The organism is Streptomyces profundus (genome assembly GCF_020740535.1).
Taxonomy (GTDB): domain Bacteria; phylum Actinomycetota; class Actinomycetes; order Streptomycetales; family Streptomycetaceae; genus Streptomyces; species Streptomyces profundus.
Genome location: NZ_CP082362.1, coordinates 5,060,433 through 5,084,596, shown reverse-complemented (window position 1 = coordinate 5,084,596; position 24,164 = coordinate 5,060,433). Strand labels below are relative to the sequence as shown.

20 protein-coding genes are annotated in these 24,164 nt (G+C 72.4%); 13 read left to right on the top strand and 7 right to left on the bottom strand.

Features of this window, described 5'->3' with window-relative positions:
• The first annotated feature begins 282 nt into the window (after positions 1-282).
• Entirely contained in the window at positions 283-1,080 is a 798-nt protein-coding gene (locus K4G22_RS22410; RefSeq protein WP_322785125.1) for a sulfite exporter TauE/SafE family protein, read from the top strand.
• A gap of 62 nt (positions 1,081-1,142) precedes the next feature.
• Here K4G22_RS22410 and K4G22_RS22405 read toward each other — a convergent pair whose 3' ends face one another.
• Both K4G22_RS22405 and K4G22_RS22400 read right to left on the bottom strand, forming a co-directional pair.
• On the bottom strand, positions 1,143-2,288 hold the full coding sequence (locus K4G22_RS22405; RefSeq protein WP_228082135.1) for a GNAT family N-acetyltransferase: 1,146 nt from the start codon (positions 2,286-2,288) through the stop codon (positions 1,143-1,145).
• Positions 2,278-3,465: an ATP-grasp domain-containing protein gene (locus tag K4G22_RS22400; protein ID WP_228082134.1), complete on the bottom strand. Its 1,188-nt coding sequence runs from the start codon at positions 3,463-3,465 to the stop codon at positions 2,278-2,280. Before K4G22_RS22400 ends, K4G22_RS22405 begins: the two co-directional genes overlap by 11 nt.
• A 384-nt stretch (positions 3,466-3,849) precedes the next feature.
• Here K4G22_RS22400 and K4G22_RS22395 point away from each other — a divergent pair, with 384 nt between their 5' ends.
• From K4G22_RS22395 to K4G22_RS22355, 9 genes are all read left to right on the top strand, one after another.
• Entirely contained in the window at positions 3,850-5,043 is a 1,194-nt protein-coding gene (locus K4G22_RS22395) for an MFS transporter (RefSeq protein ID WP_228082133.1), read from the top strand.
• A 1-nt stretch (position 5,044) separates the two neighbouring features.
• Positions 5,045-5,878, top strand: coding sequence for an alpha/beta fold hydrolase (locus K4G22_RS22390; protein WP_228082132.1), 834 nt, complete (start codon positions 5,045-5,047; stop codon positions 5,876-5,878).
• A 164-nt stretch (positions 5,879-6,042) separates the two neighbouring features.
• The gene (locus tag K4G22_RS22385) at positions 6,043-6,777 is read left to right on the top strand and encodes a class I SAM-dependent methyltransferase (protein ID WP_228082131.1); all 735 of its coding nucleotides are present in this window, start codon (positions 6,043-6,045) and stop codon (positions 6,775-6,777) included.
• A gap of 4 nt (positions 6,778-6,781) precedes the next feature.
• The gene (locus K4G22_RS22380; protein WP_228082130.1) at positions 6,782-8,068 is read left to right on the top strand and encodes a preATP grasp domain-containing protein; all 1,287 of its coding nucleotides are present in this window, start codon (positions 6,782-6,784) and stop codon (positions 8,066-8,068) included.
• A gap of 4 nt (positions 8,069-8,072) precedes the next feature.
• Positions 8,073-8,681 (top strand): SET domain-containing protein, encoded by a 609-nt coding sequence (locus K4G22_RS22375; protein ID WP_228082129.1) that lies wholly within the window; start codon positions 8,073-8,075, stop codon positions 8,679-8,681.
• Between the two features lie 51 nt (positions 8,682-8,732).
• Entirely contained in the window at positions 8,733-10,130 is a 1,398-nt protein-coding gene (locus tag K4G22_RS22370; RefSeq protein WP_228082128.1) for a KamA family radical SAM protein, read from the top strand.
• Positions 10,131-10,185: 55 nt separating this feature from the next.
• Positions 10,186-11,496, top strand: coding sequence for a lysine N(6)-hydroxylase/L-ornithine N(5)-oxygenase family protein (locus K4G22_RS22365; RefSeq protein WP_228082127.1), 1,311 nt, complete (start codon positions 10,186-10,188; stop codon positions 11,494-11,496).
• A 16-nt stretch (positions 11,497-11,512) separates the two neighbouring features.
• A complete protein-coding gene (locus K4G22_RS22360) occupies positions 11,513-12,583 on the top strand; it encodes an NAD(P)/FAD-dependent oxidoreductase (protein ID WP_228082126.1) in 1,071 nt (356 codons plus the stop codon).
• Positions 12,580-14,559 (top strand): class I tRNA ligase family protein, encoded by a 1,980-nt coding sequence (locus tag K4G22_RS22355; protein WP_228082125.1) that lies wholly within the window; start codon positions 12,580-12,582, stop codon positions 14,557-14,559. Before K4G22_RS22360 ends, K4G22_RS22355 begins: the two co-directional genes overlap by 4 nt.
• Before the next feature lie 46 nt (positions 14,560-14,605).
• On the opposite strand, the gene K4G22_RS22350 is transcribed toward K4G22_RS22355, so the two are convergent.
• Entirely contained in the window at positions 14,606-15,445 is an 840-nt protein-coding gene (locus K4G22_RS22350) for a helix-turn-helix domain-containing protein (RefSeq protein ID WP_228082124.1), read from the bottom strand.
• A 195-nt stretch (positions 15,446-15,640) separates the two neighbouring features.
• On the opposite strand from K4G22_RS22350, the gene K4G22_RS22345 reads away from it, so the two are divergent.
• The gene (locus K4G22_RS22345; protein WP_228082123.1) at positions 15,641-17,095 is read left to right on the top strand and encodes an MFS transporter; all 1,455 of its coding nucleotides are present in this window, start codon (positions 15,641-15,643) and stop codon (positions 17,093-17,095) included.
• Here the strand turns inward: K4G22_RS22345 and K4G22_RS22340 are convergent.
• Both K4G22_RS22340 and K4G22_RS22335 read right to left on the bottom strand, forming a co-directional pair.
• Complete coding sequence (locus K4G22_RS22340; RefSeq protein WP_228082122.1) at positions 17,049-18,425, bottom strand: MFS transporter; 1,377 nt, start codon at positions 18,423-18,425, stop codon at positions 17,049-17,051. The genes K4G22_RS22345 and K4G22_RS22340 overlap by 47 nt on opposite strands.
• Positions 18,422-19,276 (bottom strand): alpha/beta hydrolase, encoded by an 855-nt coding sequence (locus K4G22_RS22335; protein WP_228082121.1) that lies wholly within the window; start codon positions 19,274-19,276, stop codon positions 18,422-18,424. Before K4G22_RS22335 ends, K4G22_RS22340 begins: the two co-directional genes overlap by 4 nt.
• Positions 19,277-19,395: 119 nt before the next feature.
• Here K4G22_RS22335 and K4G22_RS22330 point away from each other — a divergent pair, with 119 nt between their 5' ends.
• The gene (locus tag K4G22_RS22330) at positions 19,396-20,325 is read left to right on the top strand and encodes a LysR family transcriptional regulator (protein WP_228082120.1); all 930 of its coding nucleotides are present in this window, start codon (positions 19,396-19,398) and stop codon (positions 20,323-20,325) included.
• Positions 20,326-20,352: 27 nt separating this feature from the next.
• On the opposite strand, the gene K4G22_RS22325 is transcribed toward K4G22_RS22330, so the two are convergent.
• The gene (locus K4G22_RS22325) at positions 20,353-21,549 is read right to left on the bottom strand and encodes a serine hydrolase domain-containing protein (RefSeq protein WP_228082119.1); all 1,197 of its coding nucleotides are present in this window, start codon (positions 21,547-21,549) and stop codon (positions 20,353-20,355) included.
• A gap of 380 nt (positions 21,550-21,929) precedes the next feature.
• Here K4G22_RS22325 and K4G22_RS22320 point away from each other — a divergent pair, with 380 nt between their 5' ends.
• On the top strand, positions 21,930-22,739 hold the full coding sequence (locus K4G22_RS22320; protein WP_228082118.1) for a transglycosylase SLT domain-containing protein: 810 nt from the start codon (positions 21,930-21,932) through the stop codon (positions 22,737-22,739).
• A gap of 203 nt (positions 22,740-22,942) precedes the next feature.
• On the opposite strand, the gene K4G22_RS22315 is transcribed toward K4G22_RS22320, so the two are convergent.
• A complete protein-coding gene (locus tag K4G22_RS22315; RefSeq protein ID WP_228082117.1) occupies positions 22,943-24,136 on the bottom strand; it encodes an ROK family transcriptional regulator in 1,194 nt (397 codons plus the stop codon).
• Positions 24,137-24,164 lie beyond the last annotated feature (28 nt).

Here is a 24,164-nt window from a genome sequence, read left to right as displayed (position 1 = left end):
GCGCGCACCCCCGCCGGGTGGTCGTCCGCAACGGTCGCGCGGGCCCCGCGCCCGTGGGGGACGGCAGCCAGACCCGATCGCCCCCGCGACAGCGAACCGAGCCGCCCGGGAGCCCACCCTCCCCCTCGCAGGAGCCGCCTTGGCGGCATTCGCCACCACCCGCACCCGGGCGACAACGCGCCACGTAGACCGCACGTCGTAGCCGCACCACAACCCGCACCACGACCAGGGACCCCCGCACGCCATGGGGATCGGGACCCCGGTGAGGGGTGGGGGTGGGGGGTGGCTGACGATGGGGGCATGTGGCTGGAGTGGTTGGCGATCGCAGGCGCCGGGTTCTGGGCTGGGATGATCAACGTCGTGGTGGGGTCGGGCACCCTGGTGACCTTCCCGACGCTGCTGCTGTTCGGGTACCCGCCGCTGGTGGCGAATGTGTCCAACAACATCGGTCTGGTCGGCGGCGGCCTGTCCGGGACGTTCGGCTATCGGGCGGAGTTGACGCAGCAACGCGCGCTGGTGCGTGCGCTGTTGCCGGCGTCGCTGCTCGGCGGGTTGGCCGGGGCCCTGCTGTTGCTGCTGCTTCCGCCGGAGGCGTTCCGGGCGATCGTCCCGGTGCTGGTGGTGGCCGGGTTGATCATGGTGATGGCCGGTCCCGCCGTGCAGCGGCGGGCGGCTCGGCGCCGGGGCACGGGCGTGGCCGCCGCCCCGCTCGCCGGGGGCCGGCTGATCGCCGTGGTGGGCGGGGTGTTCGTGCTGGGCATGTACGGCGGGTACTTCGGCGCGGCACAGGGCATCCTCATCGTCGGGCTGATGAGCGTGCTCACGGCCGAGACGCTCCAGTCGATCACCGGGCTTAAGAACCTGCTCACGACCAGCGTGAACGCGGTCGCGGCGATCACCTTCGTGCTGGTCGCCCGGGATTCGATCAACTGGGTGGTGGTCGCGTTGATCGCCGTCGGCGCGACGTTGGGCGGCCTGGCCGGGGCGCGGTTCGGGCGACGGCTGTCGCCGCAGGTGTTGCGGGCGCTGATCCTGGTCGTCGGCAGTGTGGCCGTCATCAACCTGGTCTTCTTCGACTGAGACGCCCGGGACTGCCCCGACCGGCACCCGCCGGCCGGGGCACACGTCGCGGGCGCAGCTCCCTAGGGCACGAGGACCGCCGGCCGGGCGGCGTCGGCCAGCCGTTCCACGCACTCCCGGGCAGCCGGCGTCAGCGGCTTGAGACAGAGGAGCTGCGGGAGCGCGGCGGTTCCCCGAAGCCGTTTCGCCTCGTCCGCGCTGATGCCGTACTCCAGCACGCGGATCCCGGGAGTGGCGAGGCCGTAGGCGACCGGCAGGTGGTAGCCGACCAGGGAGTAGAGCGGCAGCCCGCGGCCGACCCGGTAGTCGAAGCCGGCGTGGAAGCCGTACAGCCGGTCCGCGTGGTGCAGCCACAGGGTCATGGCGACGACCTCACCGTTCAGCGAGGCGGTGAACACGGAGGCCGTGAGGTGGGTGGCGATGGCCGCGAACCACTCGGTGAGCTGCCTCGCCGAGGACGACTGCCCGTACTTGCGCTCCAGGTTGTGGGCGAGGACGCCGACCCGCTCCACGGTGGAGTCGTCCAGCGGGAGACGCTCCGTGGTGACGCCGGCCTCCCGGCAGATCCTCAGCTCCTTGCGCCGCCGCACCCGGCGCCGGGACGGCAGGCTGGCGAGGTAGGACTCCAGGTTCGGGTGGTCGCAGGAGAGCACATGCCGGTCGGGAGCCGGTAGTTCGAGGTAGCCGTCCTCGCGCAGCAGTTGCCGCAGCGCGCTGTCGGACGCGTCCACATAGGGCAGACAGATCGACGCGCACGCCCAGGCGCGGCCGACGTCGACGGCCCGGGTGAGGAGCGCCCGGCGCGCCGCCGCCGCCTCTCCGTCGGAGGCTCCCGGCGCGATCATGACGGTGGAGTTGAACCAGCCGCCGCAGGTGAGCGAGGGCAGCAGGCCGTCGGCCAGCGCCGCGTCGGACAGGCCACGGGACTGGGGCAGCGCCCGCACCATCAGGTCGACCCGGCAGGTGTCGTCGTCCACCCCCTGGTCGAAGCTCTGGAGGGTGGCGCCGGCGATCGGACGGCCGTTCCGCCCGGTGACCAGGCAGCCGTTGGCGGCCGGCACCCAGGGCCCCGTGCCGGTCTGCTCCACCGCCAGCCAGCGGGGGGTGCAGAAGAGGTCGGACGGGCCGCACAGCTCCGTCCAGGAAGCGAGCCCGCGCACCTCCGCCAGGGACAGCAGATCGCTGTCATACGCACCGTCAGGCATCATCGCCCCCCACCGGGCTGACCGTCACACGCCCGGCGAACCACTCCCCCACCTCGCGGAGCCCCGCCCGGACCTCGGCCTCGCTCGGCGCGCGAACCAGCGCCTTGGCCACCAGCAGATGCGAGGCTCGCCGCGGATCGCTCAGGATGTCGCCCGCCGCCGCCCAGGTCTGGCCGAGCACCACCCGGGGCCGCGCCTCGATCTCGTCCCGGGTGGGGAGGTTGAGTAACCGGCCGGTCGGGGCGGGCAGGTTGACCCAGCCGAAGGAGTCCGCCCGTCGCCCGTCGACCGGCACCGGTGCGGGTGAGGGGCAGCCGAGGACCGCCGCGGCCCACGCGTGGTAGAGGTCGACGCCGTGTTTGGCGCGGACCGCGTCGAGGATCAGCCCGCCGCCGATCCGGCCGGCGCACTCGCCGAACACCAGGCGTTCGCCGTCGACGAACGCCTCCAGGTGGAACACACCGTCCGTGTGCCCGAGGGCGGCGAGCGAGCGTTCGGTCAGCCGGTGCGCCCGGGCGACGAGGGGGTCGGTGTCATCCAGGGTGGCGGACGCGACGAGGTGTCCGTCGTGCACCGTGATCACCTGGTGCAGATAGCGGCTGACGGACAGCACCTGGATCTCGCCGCCGCGTATCGCCCCGTCGACGTGCAACTCCTCGCCGGGCACATACTCCTCGACCAGCCAGGGCCCGACCTGCGCGCCGCCGCTCGCGATCTCCTTCAGCGCGGTGTCCGCGTCGGACGACTCCACGACGTGGGTGTGCTGGGCGGCGGCGCCCGCCAGGGGTTTGATCACGAACGGGGGAACGAGCTCGGCTGAGCGAACCCCCTCCCGCACCGCGGCGAGGTCGGTGAACCGCCGGCACCTGGCGGTCGGGACGCCCGCCGCCCGGATCAGGTGCTTCTGGACGGCCTTGTCCCGCAGTGCGAGCGCGACGGGGACGGCGAGGGGCAGGGCGTCGGCCGAGGGGGAGCCGGCGAGGGCGTTGAGGACGGCCGCGGTCACGAGGGCGAACTCGTCCTCGGTGCAGACTGTCCTGAACCGGTCCGGCGTCAGCCCCTTTTCGGTCAGTGCCCCGAGGACGTCCTCGACGTTCGTGTGGTCGCGGGCCACCGCGAGCGGGCCGTCGAATCCGGCCTCGACGGCCTTGCCGTGCTCAGCGGCCGAGACCACGCACATGACCCGGGTGCCACTGGCCTCAAGTGCGTCGACCGCCTCGCGCTGCCATCCGAGATAAAGGGTGGAAGGGGAGCCGCCGTGTTGCCCGCCCCGTATAGTCGCTCGTTCAACCATTGCGCTCCTTTACAATACGGCTGGTTCTTCGTCAATGCCGCGTAAACATTGACCAACGAACCGGGATCGCCCTGTTGACGCGGATACCGCCATGGGAGATCCTTGCACGGGAATCTGACGAGGGCAATGTAGTGTCCGGTCAGCGAAGCGGTATGGGAGTGCCGCTTTCGATTCAGCAGGGGGATGCTTTCATATGAACGTCGGTGAATGATGGAATCTGAGCAGAAATTATCCAAGGAACCTCGCTCTCCTGTCACTTATCGAAGCGTATTGAGCAGTCGCAACGTTCCGCAGTTGTTGCTCTCCGCATCACTGTCCCGGCTCGCCCACGGGATGCTTATCTTTGTCGTCGTCCTGTACGCGATCGATGAATTCGACTCCGCGGTTGTCGCGGGGCTGAGTGGCTTCTTCCTCACGTTCCCGGGGTTCCTCGTGAGCCCCGTGGCAGGGGCGGTCCTCGACCGGTTCGGAGCCCTCCGCGCGGTCGCCTTCGACATGGTGGCCAGCGCGTTCTTCATGAGCGCCATCGTCACGCTCGCCGTGAGCGGGGCCATGACCCCGACGCTGCTCTACATCATGCTCGGCCTGTTGTCGGTGACCCGCCCGATGACGGACGGCGGCATTCGAACGCTTTTCCCGAAGTTCGTTCCCGATGAAGCGCTCGACCGCGCCAACGCGCTCGATCTGAGTAGCTACTCCGTCATCGACGTGGGTGCGCCGCTGGTGGCCGGGGTGCTTTTCGTCTGGGGTGGCGCGAATCCGACCTTCGCCGTGGTGGCGGGCATGTACGTCCTGGCCGCGGTGAGCTTGTTCCTGTTGCGTGGAGCCACCGGACCGCAGGTCCGCGAGGGTAAGCCGGGTAATCTTCTGAGATCCGCCTGGGAAGGCGTTGCCTATCTGGTGCGGCACGCCACTCTTCGAGGACTCGCCGTTTCCTATTCGCTCTTCCAGGTGACCGGCGGAATGCTGATCATCATCGTTCCGGTGGCCGTCACGGAATGGGTCACCGACGGCGGTGAGCCCGGGGCGTATGTCGGGGTCATCTGGGCCGTGGTCGGCCTCTGCGGCGGGCTGGGGGCGCTGGCCGCCGGCCGGATCGTCACCGCCGGTTCCGAGCGTCGGGTGATGGGGCTGACGCTGGTGTTGGGCGCCTTCGCGGTGTTCCCCTTCAGCGCGCTGGGCTCGTTGGTGGCGCTCCTCTCCGGCCTGGCCGTTTTCGGACTGCTGGAGGGGATGGTGAACGTCAGCCTGCTCTCCCTGCGTCAGCGGCGCACCCCTCCGGAGTGGCTGGGCCGCATCATGACCGTCTCCATCAGCGTGAACCTCGTCGGTTACCCCATCGGCACGGCGCTCGGCGGCGCGCTGGTCGCCACGGCCGGCCCCGGCGCGGCCCTGGCGGTCGCGGCGGCGATCACCCTGGCGTCCGCGCTCTTCGTCCGTCTGCTGATCCCTCAGGAGGTGTGAAGTGCCGATACCTCTCGCCGCCTCCCGACGAGGGCGTGGCCCCCTTCTCGTGTGCCATCCCGGAGGTCCGGGGCTGCACCCGGACTACCTGGCGTCGTTAGGGGCCCTCGCGGAACAGCGCACCGTGGCCGTCCTGCATCCGCGGGGCGTGGGCCGCACGCCGGCCGCCGCCGCGCCTGACGACTACGGCCTGGACGCGTACACCGCCGACCTCGGGGCCTGGATCGATCGGGAGGCGGGCGGAGGGCCGGTCGACCTGCTGGGACACTCGCACGGCGGGATCGTGGCCGGCCTGCTGGCGGCCCGACGGCCGGCGGCCGTACGCCGGTTGGTGTTGCTGGCCACGCCCGCCTACGGCGGCGCCGAGGCGGACGCGCGGGCCCACGAGGGATACCGGGCACGGCGGGACGAGCCGCGGGTGGCCGCCGCCCTGGACGCTTTGGAACGGCACGCCGAGCTGCCGGCCGACGGGGGCGCCCTGGGCCGGCTCGTCGCCGACCTGCTGCCCCTGTGGATGGGGCCGTACCCGCACGCCGTCACGCGCTGGCAGCGGCACCTGGCCGAGCTTCCCGCGAACGCCGAGGCGCTGCGCCACTTCAACACCCTGGTCCACCCCGAGCTGACCACCGCGCTCCTTGGCCTGCGGGAGATCCGCGGCCCGACCCTGGCCCTGGCCGGGGAGCTGGACGCGCTGGCCGGCCCCGACCACCTCCGCCGCCTCGCCACGCTCGTGCCCGGCGCGCGGACCGTCACGGTGCCCGGCTCCGGGCACATGTGTCAGCTGGACGCCGCCGACGCCGTGGCGAAGGCCGTCGCGGAGTTCCTGCTCGACTGATCGCCGCCCCGGCGGGCCGCGAGCCGGACGATGCCCGCACCGGTGGCACGAAGGACCACCACGGGCCTTCCCGGGCGGACCCGTGCGGCTGGGGTCGACCAAGGACGGCCGAGAACGGCCGAGGACAGCCGAGAACAAACCGAGGAGAACCGAGGAGAACCCGCGTGAGCACATCGCAGGACTGGATCGAAGAGGACTCCACCGACTTCGTGGAGTTCGGCGACTATTTCGTACCGAACCGTCAGACACAGATCGATACCGTTCTGTCCCTCATCCCGCCGCCGGACGCACCGGTCGAGATGTTGGACCTGTGCTGCGGACCCGGTCTGCTGAGCAAGGGCCTGCTGGAAGCCTTTCCCCAGGCCACCGTCGTCGGTCTTGACCTCAGCCCCGTCATGCTGGAGACCGCGCGCCGGGAGCTGTCCGGGTTCGGGGAGCGCTTCGCGGCCGAGCGGTTCGACCTCGGCGGTCGGTCCTGGCGGAGCCGTCCCGTGGCGCCGGCGGCCGTCGTCTCCTCGCTGGCCGTTCACCACCTCGACGGCGAGCAGAAGCAAGCGCTCTTCCGTGACGTACACCGCCTTCTGCGGCCCGGCGGTGTGCTCGTCCTCGCCGACCTCGTGCAGCCGGTCGGCGCGCGAGGTCTTGCGCTCGCACGCGAGGGCTGGAACACGGCGGTCAGGGAGCGGAGCCTCGCGCGCCACCAGAGCCTCACCCCGTACGAGAAGTTCCACGAGCTGGAGTGGAGTTGCTACGAGTACCCGGACGAGCTCGACAAGCCCTCGCCCCTCCCCGACCAGCTGCGCTGGCTGACCGAGGCGGGTTTCGACGAGGTGGACGTGTACTGGATGCGGGCCGGACACGCCGTCTACGGCGGCGTGAAGGCCGAAGGGCGACGGTGATCCCATGCGACGCGACCACCCGCTGCTGATCCTGGGAAACTTCGTCAACGAACTGATGGTGGCCCGCCCGACGCACCGGCACGCGGACGCCCTCATCGCCGTGTCCCCCCGCAAGATCTGGTTGACCCGGCCCGGCGACGTGCTGGTGACCCCCAGGCCCGTGCCGGGCGCCCTCCTCGACTACGCCTGCGGCCTTCTCGGGTTCTCCCCCGAGGACGTGACGCGGCTCGACGCGCCGACCCCGAACCTGGAGACGCTGACCGCCGCCGTGCGCCGGGACGGCCTCGTCGATCGGCTGCGCGCCGAGCTCGCCGAGCGCCCCGGCGCCCGCCTCCAGGCGTTCGCGCAGGATCGTCCCGCGCTGTCCCTGGCGGCCGAACTGGGCGTGCCCGTCGAGGGGTACGGCCCGGACGGTGTGCCGGACGGCGCCACCGACGCGGTCTACCGGATGAACACCAAGCCGGGCTTCCGGGACGTCGCCCAGGAGTGCGGTATCCGGGTGGCCCACGGGTTCACCTGCGCCACCGAGGAGGATCTGGCGGCCGGCCTCCGCAAGGTGCTCGCCGAGCGCGGCGGCGCGGTGGTGAAGCCGGCACGCGGCTCCAACGGCTACGGTGTCGCCTTCTGGGACGCCGACGACCTTCCCGAGCTCGACAGCCGGCTCGCGGCGTACGTCGCCGACCTGGCCGAACAACCCGTGGGCTGGGTCGTCGAGGAGCGGCTCGACCTCACGCGCGTCGTCACCGTCGAGATGGAGGTCGACGACGACGGGCCACGTGTCCTGCACGTCGGTGAGATGCGGACGCCCAACGGCAGTTTCAGCGGTCAGGTCACCCCGCTGGTGGCCGGCACCGCCGCCGTCGGCGAGCTGACCGAGGGCGGGCTCGCGCTCGGCCGCTACCTCCACCGGGTCGGCTACCGGGGGCCGTTCGACATCGACGGCGGCATCACCGCCGACGACACGCTGTACGCGACCGAGAGCAACGTGCGGAAGACCGGCTGCACCTACCTCGACCTGCTGGTGCGACGACTGCTCGGCGAGGAGGGTGCCGGCGGCGCCGTCTGGCTGGCCGACTCCCGACCGGGCACGGCCGATCTCGACTTCGCCTCCGGCCTGGAGCGGATCCGGCGGGCCGGGTTGGCCTTCGCCCCCGGCGCGCGGCGCGGTGTGGTGCTGACCGCCGACACGCTGGCCGTGGACGGCAAGTGGCGCTACCTGATCCTGGCCACGAGCCACGACGAGGTGGACGCCACGGAGGCCGCCCTCGCCGGACTGCTCGGACTGGGGTGACGGCGTGCTCACCAAGGGAGTCGACATCCGCCCGAGTCCCACGCACAACGTGGGGCTGTTCGCCACCGAGGCCATCCCGGCGGGCACCGCGGTGTGGCTGCCGTGTCCGAAGTGCTCGCGCTGGTCCGCCGATGAGGTGGGGCGCCTGCCCGCGGACCGGTTCGCCGCCCTGGACGCGTACGGGCATCTGCTGGACGACGGAAGCCTGTTGCTGCCGTGCCTCGGCGCCTATCTGATGAACCACTCGTGCCGGGCGAACGTGCTGGACTTCGGCCTCGACTTCGGGGTGACCGTCCGGGACGTCGAGGTCGGCGAGGAAGTCACCTGCGACTACGCCACGTTCACCGAGGACAAGGGCTGGCGTATGGCCTGCCGGTGCGACGCCGTCGGGTGCCGGGGGGTCGTCACCACTGCCGAGGGGGGCGACCCGGCGCTCCGTGCCGGGTGGCGGGCCCGGGTCGAGGCCGTTCTGCCGCGGATCGCGGAGGTGGCGCAGCCGCTGCACGACGTGCTGGTCGACGTGAGCGAGCCCTACCGGCGTGCCAGGGCGGGGGCGAGGGCGTTGGCGCACGTCTCCACCAGCGCGAGCGTGTGCGCCCCCACGCTGCCGTAGCCTCCCTGCCCCTTCCCGCGAGAGTCGGACGACGTCCATTCGAGAGGACTCATGTCTAGCATCCCGCACCAGCCGTACACCTACCGCCGGCACGAGGCCAAGGAGCCCGATCCGCGCCGCTTACCGGGCTGGCGCACGGTCACGGACCAGGAGTGGCACTCCGCGCAGTGGCAGCGCGCCCACTGCGTCAAGAACGCGCGCGAGCTCCGGGAGGTTACGGGGAACCTCCTCGGGGACGCCTTCTTCGCCGACCTTGAGCGCGACCAGCGGGAGCGCGCCACGATGTCCATGCTTCTCACCCCGCAGGTGATCAACACGATCGCCCCCGAGGTCACCGCCCACCGCGCAAACCAACTCACCGACGCCTACTACGCGGATCCGGTCCGCCGCTACATGCTGCCGGTGTTCTCCGATCGCCGTCGCGACTTCCCGTCCCATCCCCACGCCCAACGCGATTCGCTGCACGAGCGCGAGATGTGGTCGGCGGAGGGGCTCACCCACCGCTATCCGACGAAGGCGCTGGTCGAGCTGGTGGCCACCTGCCCGCAGTACTGCGGACACTGCACCCGCATGGACCTGGTGGGGAACTCCACCGCCCAGGTGGAGAAGGTGCGCTTCTCGTCGCGTCCGCAGGCGCGCGTCGCCGCTGTCCTCGACTACCTGCGCGCCACGCCGACCGTACGCGATGTCGTGGTCTCGGGCGGAGACATCGCCAACCTGCCGTGGCCCCGGCTGGAGGGGTTCGTCACGGAGCTGCTGGAGATCGAGTCCGTGCGCGACATCCGGCTGGCCAGCAAGGCGCTGATCGGACTGCCCCAGCACTGGACCGATCCCACGGTGCTCGCCGGACTGCGCCGGCTGACGGCTCTCGCTCGACCGCGGGGCGTGCAGATCGCGTTCCACACCCACGCGAACGCCGCCCAACAGATCACCCCAGGCGTCGCGGCGGCCTCCCGGGCGCTGCTTGAGACGGGGCTGCGGGACGTGCGGAACCAGGCCGTGCTGCTGAGGACCGTGAACGACTCCACGGAGGCGCTTCTCGACCTGTCCTTCGCGCTCCTCGACTCCGCGACGATCATGCCCTACTACGTCTACATGTGCGACATGATCCCCGGCAGCGAGCACTGGCGGACCTCGGTCGCGAAGGCCCAGGAGCTCCAGCACTCGATCATGGGCTATCTGCCCGGGTTCGCCACCCCCCGCGTGGTCTGCGACGTGCCCTACGTGGGGAAGCGGTGGGTGCATCAAGTCTCCGACTACGACCGCACCCTGGGCATCTCCTACTGGACGAAGAACTACCGCACCCGGCTCGACTCACACGACGAGGGGGAGCTCGACCGGCTCTACGAGTACCACGACCCCATCGACACGCTTCCGCCGGAGGGACAGCGGTGGTGGCTCGCGCGCCTCATGGACCGCGTCGACGGTCACGGGGTGGTGCGCGCCTGATCCAAGCGCCCTGTCTCCCGTGTTCGAGGTCACCACGGACAAGAGAGGTCGGCACATGCGTCATGAGAAATCCGAGGCTCAGCAGGACCATTACCACTGCGTGGGCATCGGCGCCGGACCAGCCAACTTGAGCCTCGCCTCACTGCTCCACCCGGTTCCCTCGCTGTCGAACCTCTTCCTCGATCGCAAGGAGAGCTTCAGCTGGCACGACGGGCAGCAGATTCCCGGCAGTTCGCTCCAGGTCTCGCTCTTCAAGGACCTGGTCACGTTGGCCGATCCGACCAACCCGTTCTCGTTCCTCGCCTACCTGCACGACCAGGGGCGGATCCACCACTTCATCAACGCCAGCTTCGCCTCCGTCGCGCGGGAGGAGTTCCGCGACTACCTCGACTGGGCCTGCCGGCACAACGAGAACGTCGTCTTCGGCGAGAACGTCCGTGAGATCGACTTCGACGGGGTGTTCCGGATACGGACCGACCGCAGAACGGTGACGGGCGACAACCTCGTCGTGGGGGTGGGCAACCGCCCCTGGGTGCCCGAGTACGCCGTGCCCCATCTGGGCGCCACGAACTTCCACGTCAGCGAGTTCCTCCAGCACACCCCCGGCACCGGGGGCAAGCGGGTGGTCGTGGTCGGCGGCGGCCAGTCCGGCGCCGAGGCGTTCGAGTACCTCGTGGCACGTCAGGGCGCGGACCAGCCCCGGCGGGTGTCGTGGATCTCGCGGCGGCGCAACTTCTTCCCCATCGACGACTCGCCGTTCACCAACGACTTCTTCATGCCGTGCCACTCGGAGTACTTCTACGCTCTGCCACCCAGGGCGCGGGAGGCGTTCAACAGGAGATACGTCCTCAGCAGCGACGGGATCTCGGAGAGCACCCTGCGCTCGGTCTACCAGAGCCTCTACACCCGCAGGTTCGTCGACGGCCTGGACGACCTCGTCGGGCTGTATCCCAACCGGGAGACGACGGGGCTGTCCCCGGGGGTGGACGGCAGCTGGGTCGTCACCACCCGGCACTGCGACCGCCCCGCGGCCCAGGAGCGCTTCGAGGCCGACGTGGTGGTGTGGGCGACCGGGTTCGCGCCCGCCCCCCTGGACTTCCTCGGCCCGCTGGCGGACCGGCTGGAGTGGGAGGGGAACGAGCCGCGGGTGGATGCCGACTTCGCGGCGCGCTGGGACGGCCCCCCTGGGCACGACATCTTCTTCCAGAACGCGGTCCGCGGGCAGCGCGGGCTGGCCGATGTCAACCTCAGCCTCAACGCCTGGCGGAGCCGGCGCATCGTCGACCGCCTCCGCGGGCGGCGCGGCGACGAGCAGTTGCCCTCCTTCATCGAATGGTCGGCGAAGGCGTCGGCCCCCAACCCGTGAGCGGAGGAGCACGACGATGCGGACGACAGTGGATGTGGCGGTGGTCGGCGGCGGCGTCATCGGCTGCACGACCGCCCACGCGGTCCTGCGCGACGCCCCCGACGCCTCGGTGGTGGTGCTGGAGCGGGACGGCCTGGCCTCCGGCGCGACCCGGCGGTCCGCCGCGCTGCACCTGCCGCGCGGCGCCACGGAGCGGGTGCGCCGGATGGCGTCCCACAGCCAGGACCACTACGCGCGCCTGCTGGCGCGGGAACCCGCCGTGCCGATCCGTGGGTTGCCCATGACCGTGCTGGCGAGTGAGTCCTCGGCGGCGGAGGTCGACCGGACCTATCTCGACAGTGCCCGGCTGCGGCGGGTGGACGGCGTTCCGGACCCGAGGATCACGGTCCCGGCGGGGCAGGTGGTCTGGCAGGGCGATGCCTGCCAGTACGCCGACGCCCACCAACTCACCCTGCACCTGGCGCGAACGTTCCATCCGGGTGTCTCGGTCCGGGAGGGAGTGCGGGTGACGGGCCTGGCCCTGGAGGACGACGCGGTGGTCCTGTCGCTGGGCAACGGCGAGCGCGTGCGGGCCCGACGTGCCGTACTCGCCCCCGGCCCCTGGGCGGCGTCAGGGCCGTGGCGGGAACACGTCGAGCCGCTGGGCATCCGGGTGAAGAAGGTCGTGGCCCTGCATCTCGACATCCGGCCCGGCGACGGCGACCACGTGACGGTCTTCCACGACGAGGACGCCTTCCTGCTGCCCCTGCACCACCGGGGCCACTGGCTGTTCAGCTACACCTGCCGGGAGTGGGATGTCGAGCCCGACGCCCTCGCCTCGGACGTGTCCGCCGACAACCTCCGTGAGGCCCGCGAGGTGTTGGGCCGGTACGCCCCCGAGCTGGTCGGCACGGCCGTCTCGGGGCGCGCCTTCTGTGACGCCTACAGCCCCTCGCGGGAGCCCGTGGTGACCCCGCTCGACCCCGGTGGCGGCCTGGTGTTCGCCGGGGCGTGCAACGGCGCCGGCTACCGACTCGCGCCCGCCATCGCCGCCGAGGCGGCGGAGTTGGTGCGGCTTCCCCACAGCGCGGAAAGGTCACCAGCATGATGATCGACCGGTACGACCCCGCCGAACTCCAGGAGGCGTTCGGCATCGAGATGCGAGCGGTGGACGGGCTGGGTGGCGGGGCGAGCTGGGGGCGGGTGCCCCCGGGCAGCCGCACCGAGAGCCACCACCACGACGAGACGGAGACGTTCGTCATCGTCGCGGGCCACGGCGCCATCGTGGCCGGCGCCGGCGTCCGCCACCCCGTCGGCCCCGGCACCGTCGCCCGCTTCGAACCGTTCGAGTCACATGTCCTGGAGAACACGGGAACGGACGATCTGGTCTTTCTGACCCAGTACGGCAGGGATCCGGAGCGGGCCCTGGCCGCGGCCTCCGCCCGGGTCGGCGTCGGGGAACGTCCGGTCTTCGTCTTCTCCACCCCACCGACGCCCAACGGCGACCTCCATCTGGGACACCTGTCCGGCCCCTACCTCGGCGCCGACGCCTATGTGCGCTTCCAGCGGATGAACGGGGTCCGCGCCTGGCATCTGAGCGGCAGCGACGACTTCCAGAGCTACGTCCCCTCCGCCGCCCGGCGCGAGGGGACCACACCGGACCGGATCGCCGCCCGGTTCAGCGCCGAGATCGCGGAGACGCTGCGGCTGATGGACATCGCGCCCGACCGGTACACCGCGACCAGTACCAGCCCCGGGTACGCGGACGACCTGCGGCGGTACTTCTCCCGACTCGTCGACTCCGGGGCGGTGACCTGGCAGGACACAGCGGCCCTGCTCGACGGCGCGGGCGGGGGCTACCTGTACGAGGCCGACGTCAGCGGCGGCTGCCCGCACTGCGGGGCCGCGACCGGAGGCAACATCTGCGAGGAGTGCGGCGAGCCCAACGAGGTCGTCGACCTCGTCAACCCGCGCTCCGCACTCTCGGATGAGCCTCCGCGCCGCGCCACCGTGCCGCGTTTCACGCTCTCCCTCGGGAAGCTGCTCGACGACGTGCGAGAGCACCATCGCGAGGGCCGAGTGCCGGCGCGGCTACGCGAGTTGGCGCACCGTCTGGGCATGCGGAAGGACCTCGACATCGCGGTGAGCCACCCCTCGGAATGGGGGATTCCGCCCACGGACCACGAGGCGGCGGACCAGGTGATCTGGGTCTGGCCGGAGATGTCGTTCGGCTTCCTCCACGGCGTGGAGCGCCTCGGGCGGGAGCTCGGCGAGGACTGGTCCGCCCTCGAACCACGCGAGGAGTGGAAGATCGTCCACTTCTTCGGCTACGACAACAGCTTCTACCACGCGGTGCTCTACCCGGCGCTGTACCGACTGGCGTTCCCCGAGTGGCGTCCCGACATCGACTACCACGTCAACGAGTTCTACCTGCTGGAGGGCGCCAAGTTCTCGACCAGCAGGAGGCACGCCATCTGGGGCAAGGAGATCCTGCGTCCCGGCAGCGTGGACGCCGTGCGCTTCTTCCTCTCCAGCACCCGCGCGGAGGGCGAGCGCACGGACTTCCGGCGCGAGGCGTTCGACGCGGTCGTGAGCGAGCAGCTCGTCGGTACCTGGCAGGCGTGGTTGAACGACCTCGGCTCCCGCGTCGACCGGCGGCACGGCGGGCACGCACCGGACGCCGGCAACTGGACGCCGGAACACACCGCCTTCCTCGCCCTGTTGGGATCTCGCCTGGCCGACCTGACCGTCGCCCTGGGGCCGGACGGCTTCTCGCTGCGGCGGGCCGCCGAGGGACTCCAGCGGCTCGTCACCGACACCGTCCACTTCGGCGGGGCGCAGCGGCCGATCTCGGACGACGCGGAGTGGAGGGACGACGACCGGACCACGATCGCGCTCGAACTCGCCGCCGCCCGCCTCCTGGCCACCGTGGCGTTCCCCGTGATGCCACGGTTCGCGGCGTCGCTCCGCGCCGCGCTCGAACTGCCGCCCCCCGAGCGGTGGCCCGACACCGTCGAGCTGCTGCGGCCGGGCTCCGCCGTCCGGTTGGCGGCCGCGGAGTTCTTCCGCCTCGACGCCGACTGACGCCGACGCCGCGCCGTCCGCCTGCCGACGCCGCGCTGTCCGCCCGTCACAGCCCCCGCAGGAGGCGTAGTGCCTGCTGCGACGGGGAGCCGGGCCTGGCGTGGAAGATGGCGAGCCGTTGGCCGTCGTCGTCGGGGAGGACGGTCATCTCCGTGGCGAGCGTCAGCACGCCCACCACCGGATGGTGGTAGGTGCGGGTGTGGTGGGAGCAGACCCGCACCGCGTGGGCGTTCCACAGCACGCTGAACTCCCGGCTTCTCAGGGTCAGTTCACCGATCAGCTCCATGACGCGTGGGTCGTCGGGGTGCCGGCCGGCGGTGAGCCTGAGGTCGGCGACGGCGTCCCGCGCCTTGGCGTGCCAGTCGGCGTAGAGGTCGCGGGTGTGGGGGTCGAGGAAGAGCAGCCGGTTGAGGTTGGGGCGCCGTTCCGGGTGGTGGGGCGCGTCGAGGTCGAGGTGGCCGGCCAGCAGCGCGTGCGCGACGCGGTTCCAGGCCAGCACGTCCGTGCCTCGGCCGAAGACGAGCATCGGCAGGTCGCCCACCGACTCCACCATCGTCCGCACCCCGGGGCGCACCCGTTCCGGGCGGGGCCGGCGTCGGGCCCTGGGCGGGTGGCGGGCGAGGCGGTGGAGGTGGGCCGACTCGTCGTCGTCCAGCCGCAGCACCCGGGCCAGCGCGTCGAGCACCGTGTCGGACGCGTTATGGCTCTGGCCCTGCTCAAGCCGGGTGTAGTAGGCGACGCTCACCCCCGCAAGCTGGGCCAACTCCTCGCGTCGCAGCCCGGGGACGCGCCGCCGTCCGCCGTAGTCGCGCAGGCCGATGTCCGCCGGGGTGAGCCGCGCCCGGCGGGAGCGGAGGAAGTCCCCCAACCGCTGACCTTGCTCCATGGCGCCCATTGTGGCGCGCCCGGCCAGGCCCAGCCTGCCCCCGCCAGGGGTAGGCACGGCCGGCGTAGGAACCCGGCGCGTACGAGGGACGGGGGGCTCGTTCCGGCGCGCGCCGTTCGGCAGCGTGGCGGCGCACCGATCCCCGTGGTGCGCCGTCACGCGGTGCGCCGTTCCCCCGTCCCGGAAGGCGGAGTCGTGACAGCGGTCCCATCCCTGGCGCCGAGCGACGCCGAGGCACGCCTCGGCGCACGCGGTTGGCTGGTCCTCGTCACGCTGTGCGGCGCGACGTTCGTCGTCGGTCTCGACTTCTCCATCGTGGCGGTCGCGCTGCCGGAGATCGGCGCCGCGCTCGGCTTCGCGAACACCGGTGATCTTCAGTGGGTCGCCACCGCGTGCCTGTTGCCCACGGCCAGCCTGCTGCTGCTCTTCGGGCGGCTGTCCGACCTGGTCGGCCGGCGGAACCTGTTCCTGCTGGGGCTGTCGCTGCTCGCGGTGTTCTCGCTGACGGCCGGGCTCGCCCCGGTGCCGGGCGCGTTGGTCGCGTCCCGGGTGGGCCAGGGGGTGGCCGGGGCGATGATCAGCCCGGCGGCGCTTTCGCTGTTGACGGCGTCGTTCCCGGAGGGCCCGCGCCGGACCCGGGCGCTGGGGGTCAACGGCGCGCTGCTGTCGCTCGGCTTCGTGGTCGGCACCATCGGCGGGGGCGTCATCACCAGCGCCCTCGACTGGCGTTGGACGATGGTGATCATGCTGCTGATCGCGCTGGCCGTGCTGGTCGGCGGGGTGCTGGTGCTGCCCAGGGACGTCGGGCGGGGGCCGGCGACCCGCCTTGACGTGCCGGGCGCCGCGCTGGTGAGCGGCGGGCTCTTCGCCCTGGTCTACGGGGTCACCGCCGGCGCCGACGCCGGCTGGGGGCGGCCGGTGACGCTGGCGGCGCTGGGCGGCGCCGGCGTCCTGTTGGCGGGCTTTGTCGCGGTCGAGGCCCGCCAGGTGGCGCCCCTGGTGCCCCTGGCACTGCTGCGGCGCCGCACCCTCGCCTGGGGCGGCCTGTTGGGGCTGGTCACGTTCGGGATGTGCGGCGGCGTCACGGTGTTGCTGAGCCTCTATATGCAGGATGTGCTCGGTTACTCGCCGTTGGAGACCGGTTTTGGCTTTCTCGCGGAGGGCGGCGCCGCGCTGGTCGCCGGGCTGATCGCGGCCCGCGTCGCCCTCCGGATGGGAACCCGACGCACCCTGACGGCCGGCCTGTCGGTGCAGGGGGCGGGCACCGGCGCCATGGTGCTGCTGCCGGCCGACGGCGGTCTCCCGCTGCTGCTCGTGACGTCGGGTGCCATGGGTTTCGGCCATGTGCTGGCCGTTGTCGCCTTTGTCAGCGTGATGACCGAGGGGGTGGCCGACGACGAGCGGGGCGTGGTCGGCGGGTTGGCGCAACTGCCGCAGTTTCTCGGGGCGATCGGCACGGCGGGGCTCGCGGCCGTGGTGACGGCGCGCACCGCCGCGCTCGCGCCGGGGGCGGACGAGGTCTCGGCCACGCTGGGCGGCCTGCACGCCGCGCTGGCCGTCGCCGGCCTGGTCTGCCTGGCCGGCGCGGCGCTCTCCCTCGCGCTCAGCCGGGGCGCCGGCGCGCGCGGGCAGGGGCCAGCCGCAGGCTGATCGCGGCGGCGAGCAGGAACACGGCCGCCTGGTAGAGCATCGCGTGCCGCCACGCGCCCGCCGGTGTCGAGGCGGGCGCGGCGTAGGCGAGGGTGGCCAGCGTGATGCCGAGGGTTCCGCCGAGTTGCTGGGCGGTGGGCAGGACCCCGGAGACCGAGCCGACGGCCTCCGGGGCCGCGCGGGCCAGCACCAGGGCGAAGACGGACGCGGTGAACGCGCCGAACGCGGCCCCGCCCACCGCCAGCGCCGGCACGGTGGCCCACCTCTCGGGCGTGGTCCCGACGGCCACGGCGAGCACCCCCATCGTCAGGGCGAGCAGCGAAGCGCCGAGCGTCAACAGCCGTCCGCCGAGGAAGGGCGTCAGGTGCACGGCCGACGCGCTGCCGACGATCGCCGCGCCGGCGAACGGCAGGGACAGGACGGCGGCCTCGGTCGCCGAGTACCCGGAGACCGACTGCACATGGAGAAACAGCAGATAGGTGAACGACGGCACGCCGGCGTTGAAGACGAGGACCAGCACGACCCCCGTCCGCGCGCCCCGGTCGCGCAGCACGTCGGGGTGGATCAACGGTGCCGGGCCGCGCCGCTGCGCCCGGACGCAGCAGGCGAGCACGGGCGCGGCGCCGAGCAGGCAGGCGAGGGTCCAGGGCGGCCAGCCGGTGCCGGGCCCCACGGACAGCGGCAGCACCAGCAGGCCGAGCCCCGCCATGACGAGGGCGGCGCCGAGCCAGTCGACGCGCGGCCAGCCGGCGGCCCCGCCGGGCGGGAGCACCACCGCGCCGGCCAGCGCGGCGAGGGCGACCGGCACCGGCAGCAGGAACACCGGGCGCCAGCCGAGCCCGAACAGGTCGGCGCCGATGAGGAGTCCGCCGAGGAGGGGCCCGGTCAGCGAGGCGACCGCCATGGTCGCGCCGAGCAGGCCGAGCGCGCGCGGCCGGCGCACTGGAGGGAGCGCGGTCTGGACGAGCGAGAACACCTGCGGGGTGACCAGCCCGGCCGCCAGCCCCTGCGCCAGCCGGGCGGCGATCAGCGTCTCGATCGTCGGGGCGAACGCGCAGGCCGTGGCGGCGAGGGCGAAGCCGGCGGTGCCGACGACGAACAGCCGCCGGTAGCCCCAGCGGTCGCCCAGCCGCGCGGCCGTGATCAACACGCAGGCGTAGGCGAGGGTGTAGCCGGCTAGGACGAGGTGCCCGGCGCCCACTCCCGCCGCCAGGTCGGCGCGGATCTCCGGCGTGGCCACCTGCGCGACGGTGACGCTGAGCAGTTGGACGAAGGTCGCGCTCAGCACCACGGGGAGCAACAGCCGACGCCTCGTGGCGGTGCGCGTCACACGGGACCCCGCGTCAACAGCGTCGCGAGCTCCGTGGGATGGGTGGCGAACGGGCTGTGCCCACTGGGTAGTTGACGTATCTCGAACGGGTGGTCGGGGGTCAGGGCATCGGCCTCGGCGACCATCAGGTCCTGGGTGGCCGGCACCAGGGCGCGATCTTCCGAGCAGCGCAGATAGGTGCGCGGCACGCGCCCCCAGCGCTCGGCGGTGAGCGTGATCGGCGTCGCGGGGACGGCGAGCGGCAGATCGGGGCTGAGCGCCAGGCGCCAGCGCGCGAACCGCTCGGCCGGCAGGTCGTGGTAGTAGGAGCCGCGCAGCTCCTCCACATAGGCAGGGTCGGGCGAGTGCGGGTTGATGCGGACCGCGCCGATCCGTTCCGGGTCGCCGACGGTCAGCCCCTGCCCGAGGGAGGTGGCGTTCTCCGGTGCGGTGATGTAGTCGAGGAACCTCGGCCGTCCGGCCGGGACGAACCCGGAGACATAGACCAGCCGGTCGACGAGCTCGGGCGCGCGTTCCACGGCCAGCGAGGCGGCGCCGCCACCGGCGCTGTGCGCGACGAGGACGGTGGTGGGGTAGCGGCCGTGGACGGCGCTGAGCGTGTCGAGCACGGCGTCGACGAACGCGTCGAGCGTGACATCAGCCAACGGGGAGCGTTCGGTCGTGAGCCCGGTCTGGGGGGTGGCGAGGTAGCCGGCGGGCAGCGGAGCCGCGAAGCCGTGTCCCGGCAGGTCGACGGCGACGCTGGCGGCGCCCCGCGCGGCGAGCGCGCGTTGGGTCTCGGCCCACTGCCAGGAGCTGTGCCAGGCGCCGTGGACGAGGACGAACACCGTATCGGTGCGGTGGGAGGCCATGCCCCCATCCCATGGCCGGGGGCCAGCGTGATCCACTGGTATGTCTGACAAGGCGCCGTCCGATACCCATGGGCTATCGGACGCGCCGACCGATGAACGTCCGGAACGGAGCCCGTCCCATGGAGGCACGACACCTGCGGTACGCGGTCGCGCTGGCCGACCACCAGCACTTCGGCCGGGCCGCCGCCTCGGTCGGGATCGCCCAGCCGCCCCTGTCCAAACAGATCGCCGCCCTGGAACAGGAGGTGGGCGCGCGGCTCTTCGACCGGACCCCGCACGGCGTCTTCCCCACGGCGGCCGGCCGGGCGTTCCTCGCCCGGGCGCGGCGGGCGCTGGCGGAGATCTCGGCCGCGACTCTCGACGCGGGGCGCGCGGCACGCGGCGAGACGGGGCGGCTGCGCCTCGGCTTTGTCGCGTCGGCGCTGCTGGAACCGCTCCCGACGGTGCTCGGCCGCTTCGGCAGGGACCGGCCCCAGGTGCGGCTGGGCCTCCAGGAGATGGGCACCAGCCACAGCACGGCCGCGCTGCTCGCCGGCGAGCTTGATGTCGCGGTGGGGCTGGGCGCGCCCAGGGGCGCCGGGGTCGAGTCGCTGGTCTCCGTGCCGATCGGCCGCGACCATCTGGTGGCGGTCGTCGGCCGCGCGCACCCCTTCGCCGGACAGCGGACCATCACGCTGGAGCAGTTGCGCGACCAACAGCTGATCGTCGCCCCCGACGACGAGGAACCGGGCATCGCCGCCTGGCTGCGCGCTCTCCCGAGCGGCCTCGCCCACGAGCTGGACGCCGCGACCGTGGCTCGCGACGTCCACACCATCATCGGCCTCGCGGCCTGCGGGGTGGGGATCGGCCTGGGCCCGTCCCGGATGAGACTGACGGCCCGGGCCGACGTCTGGCTCTGCGAGGTGACCCCCCGCACCCCCCTGCCGGAGCTGGCCCTCTCCTTCCGAGCGGACGACCGCTCCCCCGTCCTGGCCGCCTTCCTCGACACCATCCGCGCCCAGTGCGCCACGGTGGGCACCAGGCTCGACGCCCGCCTCGGCACGCGCTGAGCGGGACGGTGCCGGCGCGCGCGGTGCTCAGCCCCCCGTTCCGCAGAGGGCGTTGTCGATCAGCGCGGTGGCCGCCGCCTCCTGGCCGAGGGCGCTGTCGGCGGAGTCCTGGAGCTGGGTGGACATCGAGACCACGACGCTGCGCCGCCCGTCTTCCGTGACGCCGATCCGCGTCCGGTAGCCGATCTGGTCCCCGCTGGGGATCCACACGGTGCCGCCGCAGGGCAGTGGCCGCGCGAAGATCCCCAGGCCGTAGCCGGCGCCCGGCCAGGGGGTGTCGTCCTCGCCGACCGGCACGGTGTCCGTCAGCTCGGCCAGCTCGGCCGGGCCGAGCAGCGTCCCGTCGAAGAGCGCCCGCGCGAAGCGGTCCAGGTCCGCGGTGGTCGAGAGGTAGCCGCCCGAGGCGTCGGCGTCGATCAGCTCGGTGGTGTCCACGAGGTCCTCGCCTGGCGCGAAGCGGGTGTAGCCCTTGGCATGGGGTTCCGGCAGGCTCGGGGAGACGCCGGGCCAGACGGTGTCGCGCAGGTCGAGGGGGGTCAGCACCCGGGCGTCGACCTCCTCGTGCCAGGCGCGTCCGGTGACCCGCTCGATGACCATGCCGAGCACGGCGTAGCCGGTGTTGGAGTAGCTCCAGCGGTCGTCCTCCGGCTGGAACTCGGGCGGATGGCTCATGGCGGCGGCCACGATCTCCTCCGGCGTGTGGATCCGGTACCGGTTCTCGTAGTAGCCCTCGGCCGATCCGCCCCGGCTGGGGTAGTCGCCGTCGTAGACGCCCGAGGTGTGCTGGAGCAGATGCCGGACGGTGATCCGGCGGCCGTCGTGGCCGTTGCCCTGGACGACGCCGGGCAGCCACTCCTCCACCGGGTCCTCCAGGGACAGCGCTCCCTCGGCGGCGAGTTGGAGGACCACGGTCGCCACGAGGGTCTTGTTGGTGCTGCCGATCCGGAAGTATCCGTCCGCGGCGACGGGGCTGCCCGTCGCCAGGTCGGCGACGCCGGCGGTGGCGACCCGCGAGCCGCCGTCGGCCCCCGTCACGCGGGCCTGCACCCCGGTGACGCCGGCCTCCGCGATCGCCTCCACATCCCGTCGCAGCCCGTCTCCGCCGCCCTCGCCCCGCTCCGTCGCCGCGCTCCCCGTCGCCGCCGCCCCCGCGAGGACGGCTGCCGCGACACCGTAGACCGCCGCGCGCCTCGGCCACCCCGTCGTCGTTCTCCTGGTTCCCATGCCCCTCACCCTGTCGGCCCGGGCTGCCGGGTCACCAGGGGGCGACCCACCGTGTCCGGGGTGGGGCTCACCCCCGGGTGCGGAAGCGGGGGGCGCGGGGGGCGACGCCCCGCCGTGGCCCGCTCACCCGGGGTGAGATCGGGGCGCTCGCGCTGTGAGGGCGGGCACAGGACTTCGGTCATCTGCGAGGCCGCCTAGGAGGCGGCCAGGGGCCCTCGGGCCAGGAAACGTCTGGGCGGTGGGGGCGGGACCATCGGCCCGGTCTACGACGCGTCTTCGCAGGTCACACCTTTGCCTCCGGGATGAAGCCTGGGTCATGTTTGCGATCGCCACCCCCACGGTGGCTCGGCAGACATCCCCGCCCCGAAAGAGGTACGCGCATGACCGTCAGCACCAACGGCACCCGTCGCGCCATGACGCGCAGCGCCGTGATGGCCGGCATCGTGACCGTCGGCGCCACGGCCCTGACGCTCCCCTTCGCCACCACGGCGATGGCCGCCGAGGCCACCGGCCAGAGCATCCCCCAGGCCGCCACCCAGACCACGGCCCCGACCGCGTTCGCCCCGCACGGCCCCGGCGGCCCGCTGGGGAAGGCGACCACCGGCACCGAGGACGAGGAACCGGACGAGACCGGCGTCACGGACGAAACAGACGCCGCCGACACCGGCGAAGCCGCCGAAGAGGTCGAAGAGGTCGACGAGACCGCCGACGAGAACGAGGAGACCGAGGAGCCCGCCGCCGAGGAGGCCGCCGAAGCGGCCACCGAGGAAGAGGTCGTCGAGGAGCAGGGCCGGGGCGCGGAGTACAACGCGGACGGTTCCGTGGTCGTGATTCCGCAGCACGAGCAGCCGAAGCCCGTTCCGGCGTCAGCCGAACAGCTCGACGGGTGGATCAAGGAAGCCCTTGAGGTGATGGACGAGAAGGGCATCCCCGGCAGCTACGACGGCATCTACCGGAACCTGATCCGCGAGTCCAGCGGCGACCCGCTGACCATCAACCTGTGGGACACCAACGCGGAGAAGAATATTCCGTCGAAGGGCCTGCTCCAGGTGATCGACCCGACGTTCGAGCAGTACCACGTCGAGGGGACCAGCGAGAACATCTACGACCCGGTCTCCAACATCGTCGCCGCGTGCAACTACGCCGCCGCGCGCTACGGGTCGATGGACAACGTCAACGGCGCCTACTGAGCCCGGCGCCCCGGCCCGCCGCCGCTGAGGGTTGAGGTGTGGCGGCGGGCCACGACGTTGTCACACACTCCCGAGGAGGCGGGGGTGTCTGCCCTGACGACGGGAGACTACCCCGCCAATCGCTCATCTGAGCATGGACGGGATCAGACGTGGCGGGCATCACGCGCGTGAAAGCCGCTCGGCATCCCATAACGGGAGTTTTCCTATGTCCCGTTGAGCCGTTCGTCCGCCCGGTCAGGCGCGTAGAGGGATTCGACGACCATGGCCGCCGCACCCGTCAGGCCGGCCCGTTCGCCGAGGCGGGAGGTGACCACCTGGAGGTAGGTGGTGATCCGGGGCATCGCCTGCTGGTAGAGCAGCTCGCGGACGCCGGTGAGGAACGGGGGGCCGGCGAGGTCCCCCGCGATCATCAGCACGCCCGGGTTGAGCAGGGTGACCACGGTGGCCAGGACGCCGCCGACCAGGCGGCCCGCCTCGCGGGCCAGCCGCACCGCGTCCGGCTGACCGATGGTGAGCTGGTCACGGACCCCGGATCCGGAGGCCGTCGGCACGCCGGCGGCCGTCAGCTGTTCGGCGAGCGCCCGGCCGCTGGCCACCGCGGCCAGACAGCCGTAGGAGCCGCAGCGGCAGAGCGCGCGCGGATGGTCACTGAGTCGGATATGGCCGATATCGCCGGCCGCGCCGTCGAAGCCGCGGTACATCTCGCCGTCCACAACCACCCCGGCGCCGATGCCCGTTGACACCTTGACCAGCAGAAACGCCGAGCAGTCGGGGAATCCCTCGCGCTGCTCGGCGTAGGCCATCAGGTTGGCGTCGTTCTCCACCAACACCGGTATCGCCGCGCCGGCTTCGCCGACCTGCGCGGCGAAGGACGCGCGCATCCGGTCGACGAGGGGGTAGCGGTCCCAGCCGGGCATGATCGGCGGCTGGACGACCTGGCCGAGGGAGGTGTCGACCGGCCCTGGGACGGCGAGACCAATGCCACACACGGAGGCCGGCGCGAGCCCGGCCTTCTCCAGCAGCATCACGAACCACTGGGCCAGCCGGTCCAGCACCTCGTCGGGCCCCTGGTTGATCAACAGCGCGCCCGAGTGCTCCGCGAGAACGGTGCCGCCGAGGTCGAGCACGGCGGCGCGCGCGTGCCGGGTCTCCAGGTCGGCGCAGAGGACCACGCCGTGCGAGACGTCGAACCTGAGCCGGACGGCGGGCCGTCCGCCCGTCGGGGCCTCGACGGGGTCGCCCGCGCTCTCCTTGACCCAGCCGGCGCGGAAGAGCTGGTCGAGGCGCTGGCCGACCGTCGACCTGGAGAGTCCGGTGATCCGCTGAAGCTCTCCCCGGGTGCTCGCCCGCCCGCTGCGGATCAGCCATAGCAAGTGGCCCGCGCTCGACTGATTCATGCCCGCTGCCTTCCCCTGGGCGGGATTT

Excerpts from the sequence above, each read along its gene's own strand:
- K4G22_RS22405 (WP_228082135.1), bottom strand. The coding sequence starts at position 2,288 with ATGATGCCTGACGGTGCGTATGACAGCGATCTGCTGTCCCTGGCGGAG.
- K4G22_RS22400 (WP_228082134.1), bottom strand. The coding sequence starts at position 3,465 with ATGTGCGTGGTCTCGGCCGCTGAGCACGGCAAGGCCGTCGAGGCCGGA.
- K4G22_RS22380 (WP_228082130.1), top strand. The coding sequence starts at position 6,782 with ATGCGACGCGACCACCCGCTGCTGATCCTGGGAAACTTCGTCAACGAA.
- K4G22_RS22370 (WP_228082128.1), top strand. The coding sequence starts at position 8,733 with ATGTCTAGCATCCCGCACCAGCCGTACACCTACCGCCGGCACGAGGCC.
- K4G22_RS22365 (WP_228082127.1), top strand. The coding sequence starts at position 10,186 with ATGCGTCATGAGAAATCCGAGGCTCAGCAGGACCATTACCACTGCGTG.
- K4G22_RS22360 (WP_228082126.1), top strand. The coding sequence starts at position 11,513 with ATGCGGACGACAGTGGATGTGGCGGTGGTCGGCGGCGGCGTCATCGGC.
- K4G22_RS22355 (WP_228082125.1), top strand. The coding sequence starts at position 12,580 with ATGATGATCGACCGGTACGACCCCGCCGAACTCCAGGAGGCGTTCGGC.
- K4G22_RS22350 (WP_228082124.1), bottom strand. The coding sequence starts at position 15,445 with ATGGAGCAAGGTCAGCGGTTGGGGGACTTCCTCCGCTCCCGCCGGGCG.
- K4G22_RS22335 (WP_228082121.1), bottom strand. The coding sequence starts at position 19,276 with ATGGCCTCCCACCGCACCGATACGGTGTTCGTCCTCGTCCACGGCGCC.
- K4G22_RS22330 (WP_228082120.1), top strand. The coding sequence starts at position 19,396 with ATGGAGGCACGACACCTGCGGTACGCGGTCGCGCTGGCCGACCACCAG.
- K4G22_RS22325 (WP_228082119.1), bottom strand. The coding sequence starts at position 21,549 with ATGGGAACCAGGAGAACGACGACGGGGTGGCCGAGGCGCGCGGCGGTC.
- K4G22_RS22320 (WP_228082118.1), top strand. The coding sequence starts at position 21,930 with ATGACCGTCAGCACCAACGGCACCCGTCGCGCCATGACGCGCAGCGCC.
- K4G22_RS22315 (WP_228082117.1), bottom strand. The coding sequence starts at position 24,136 with ATGAATCAGTCGAGCGCGGGCCACTTGCTATGGCTGATCCGCAGCGGG.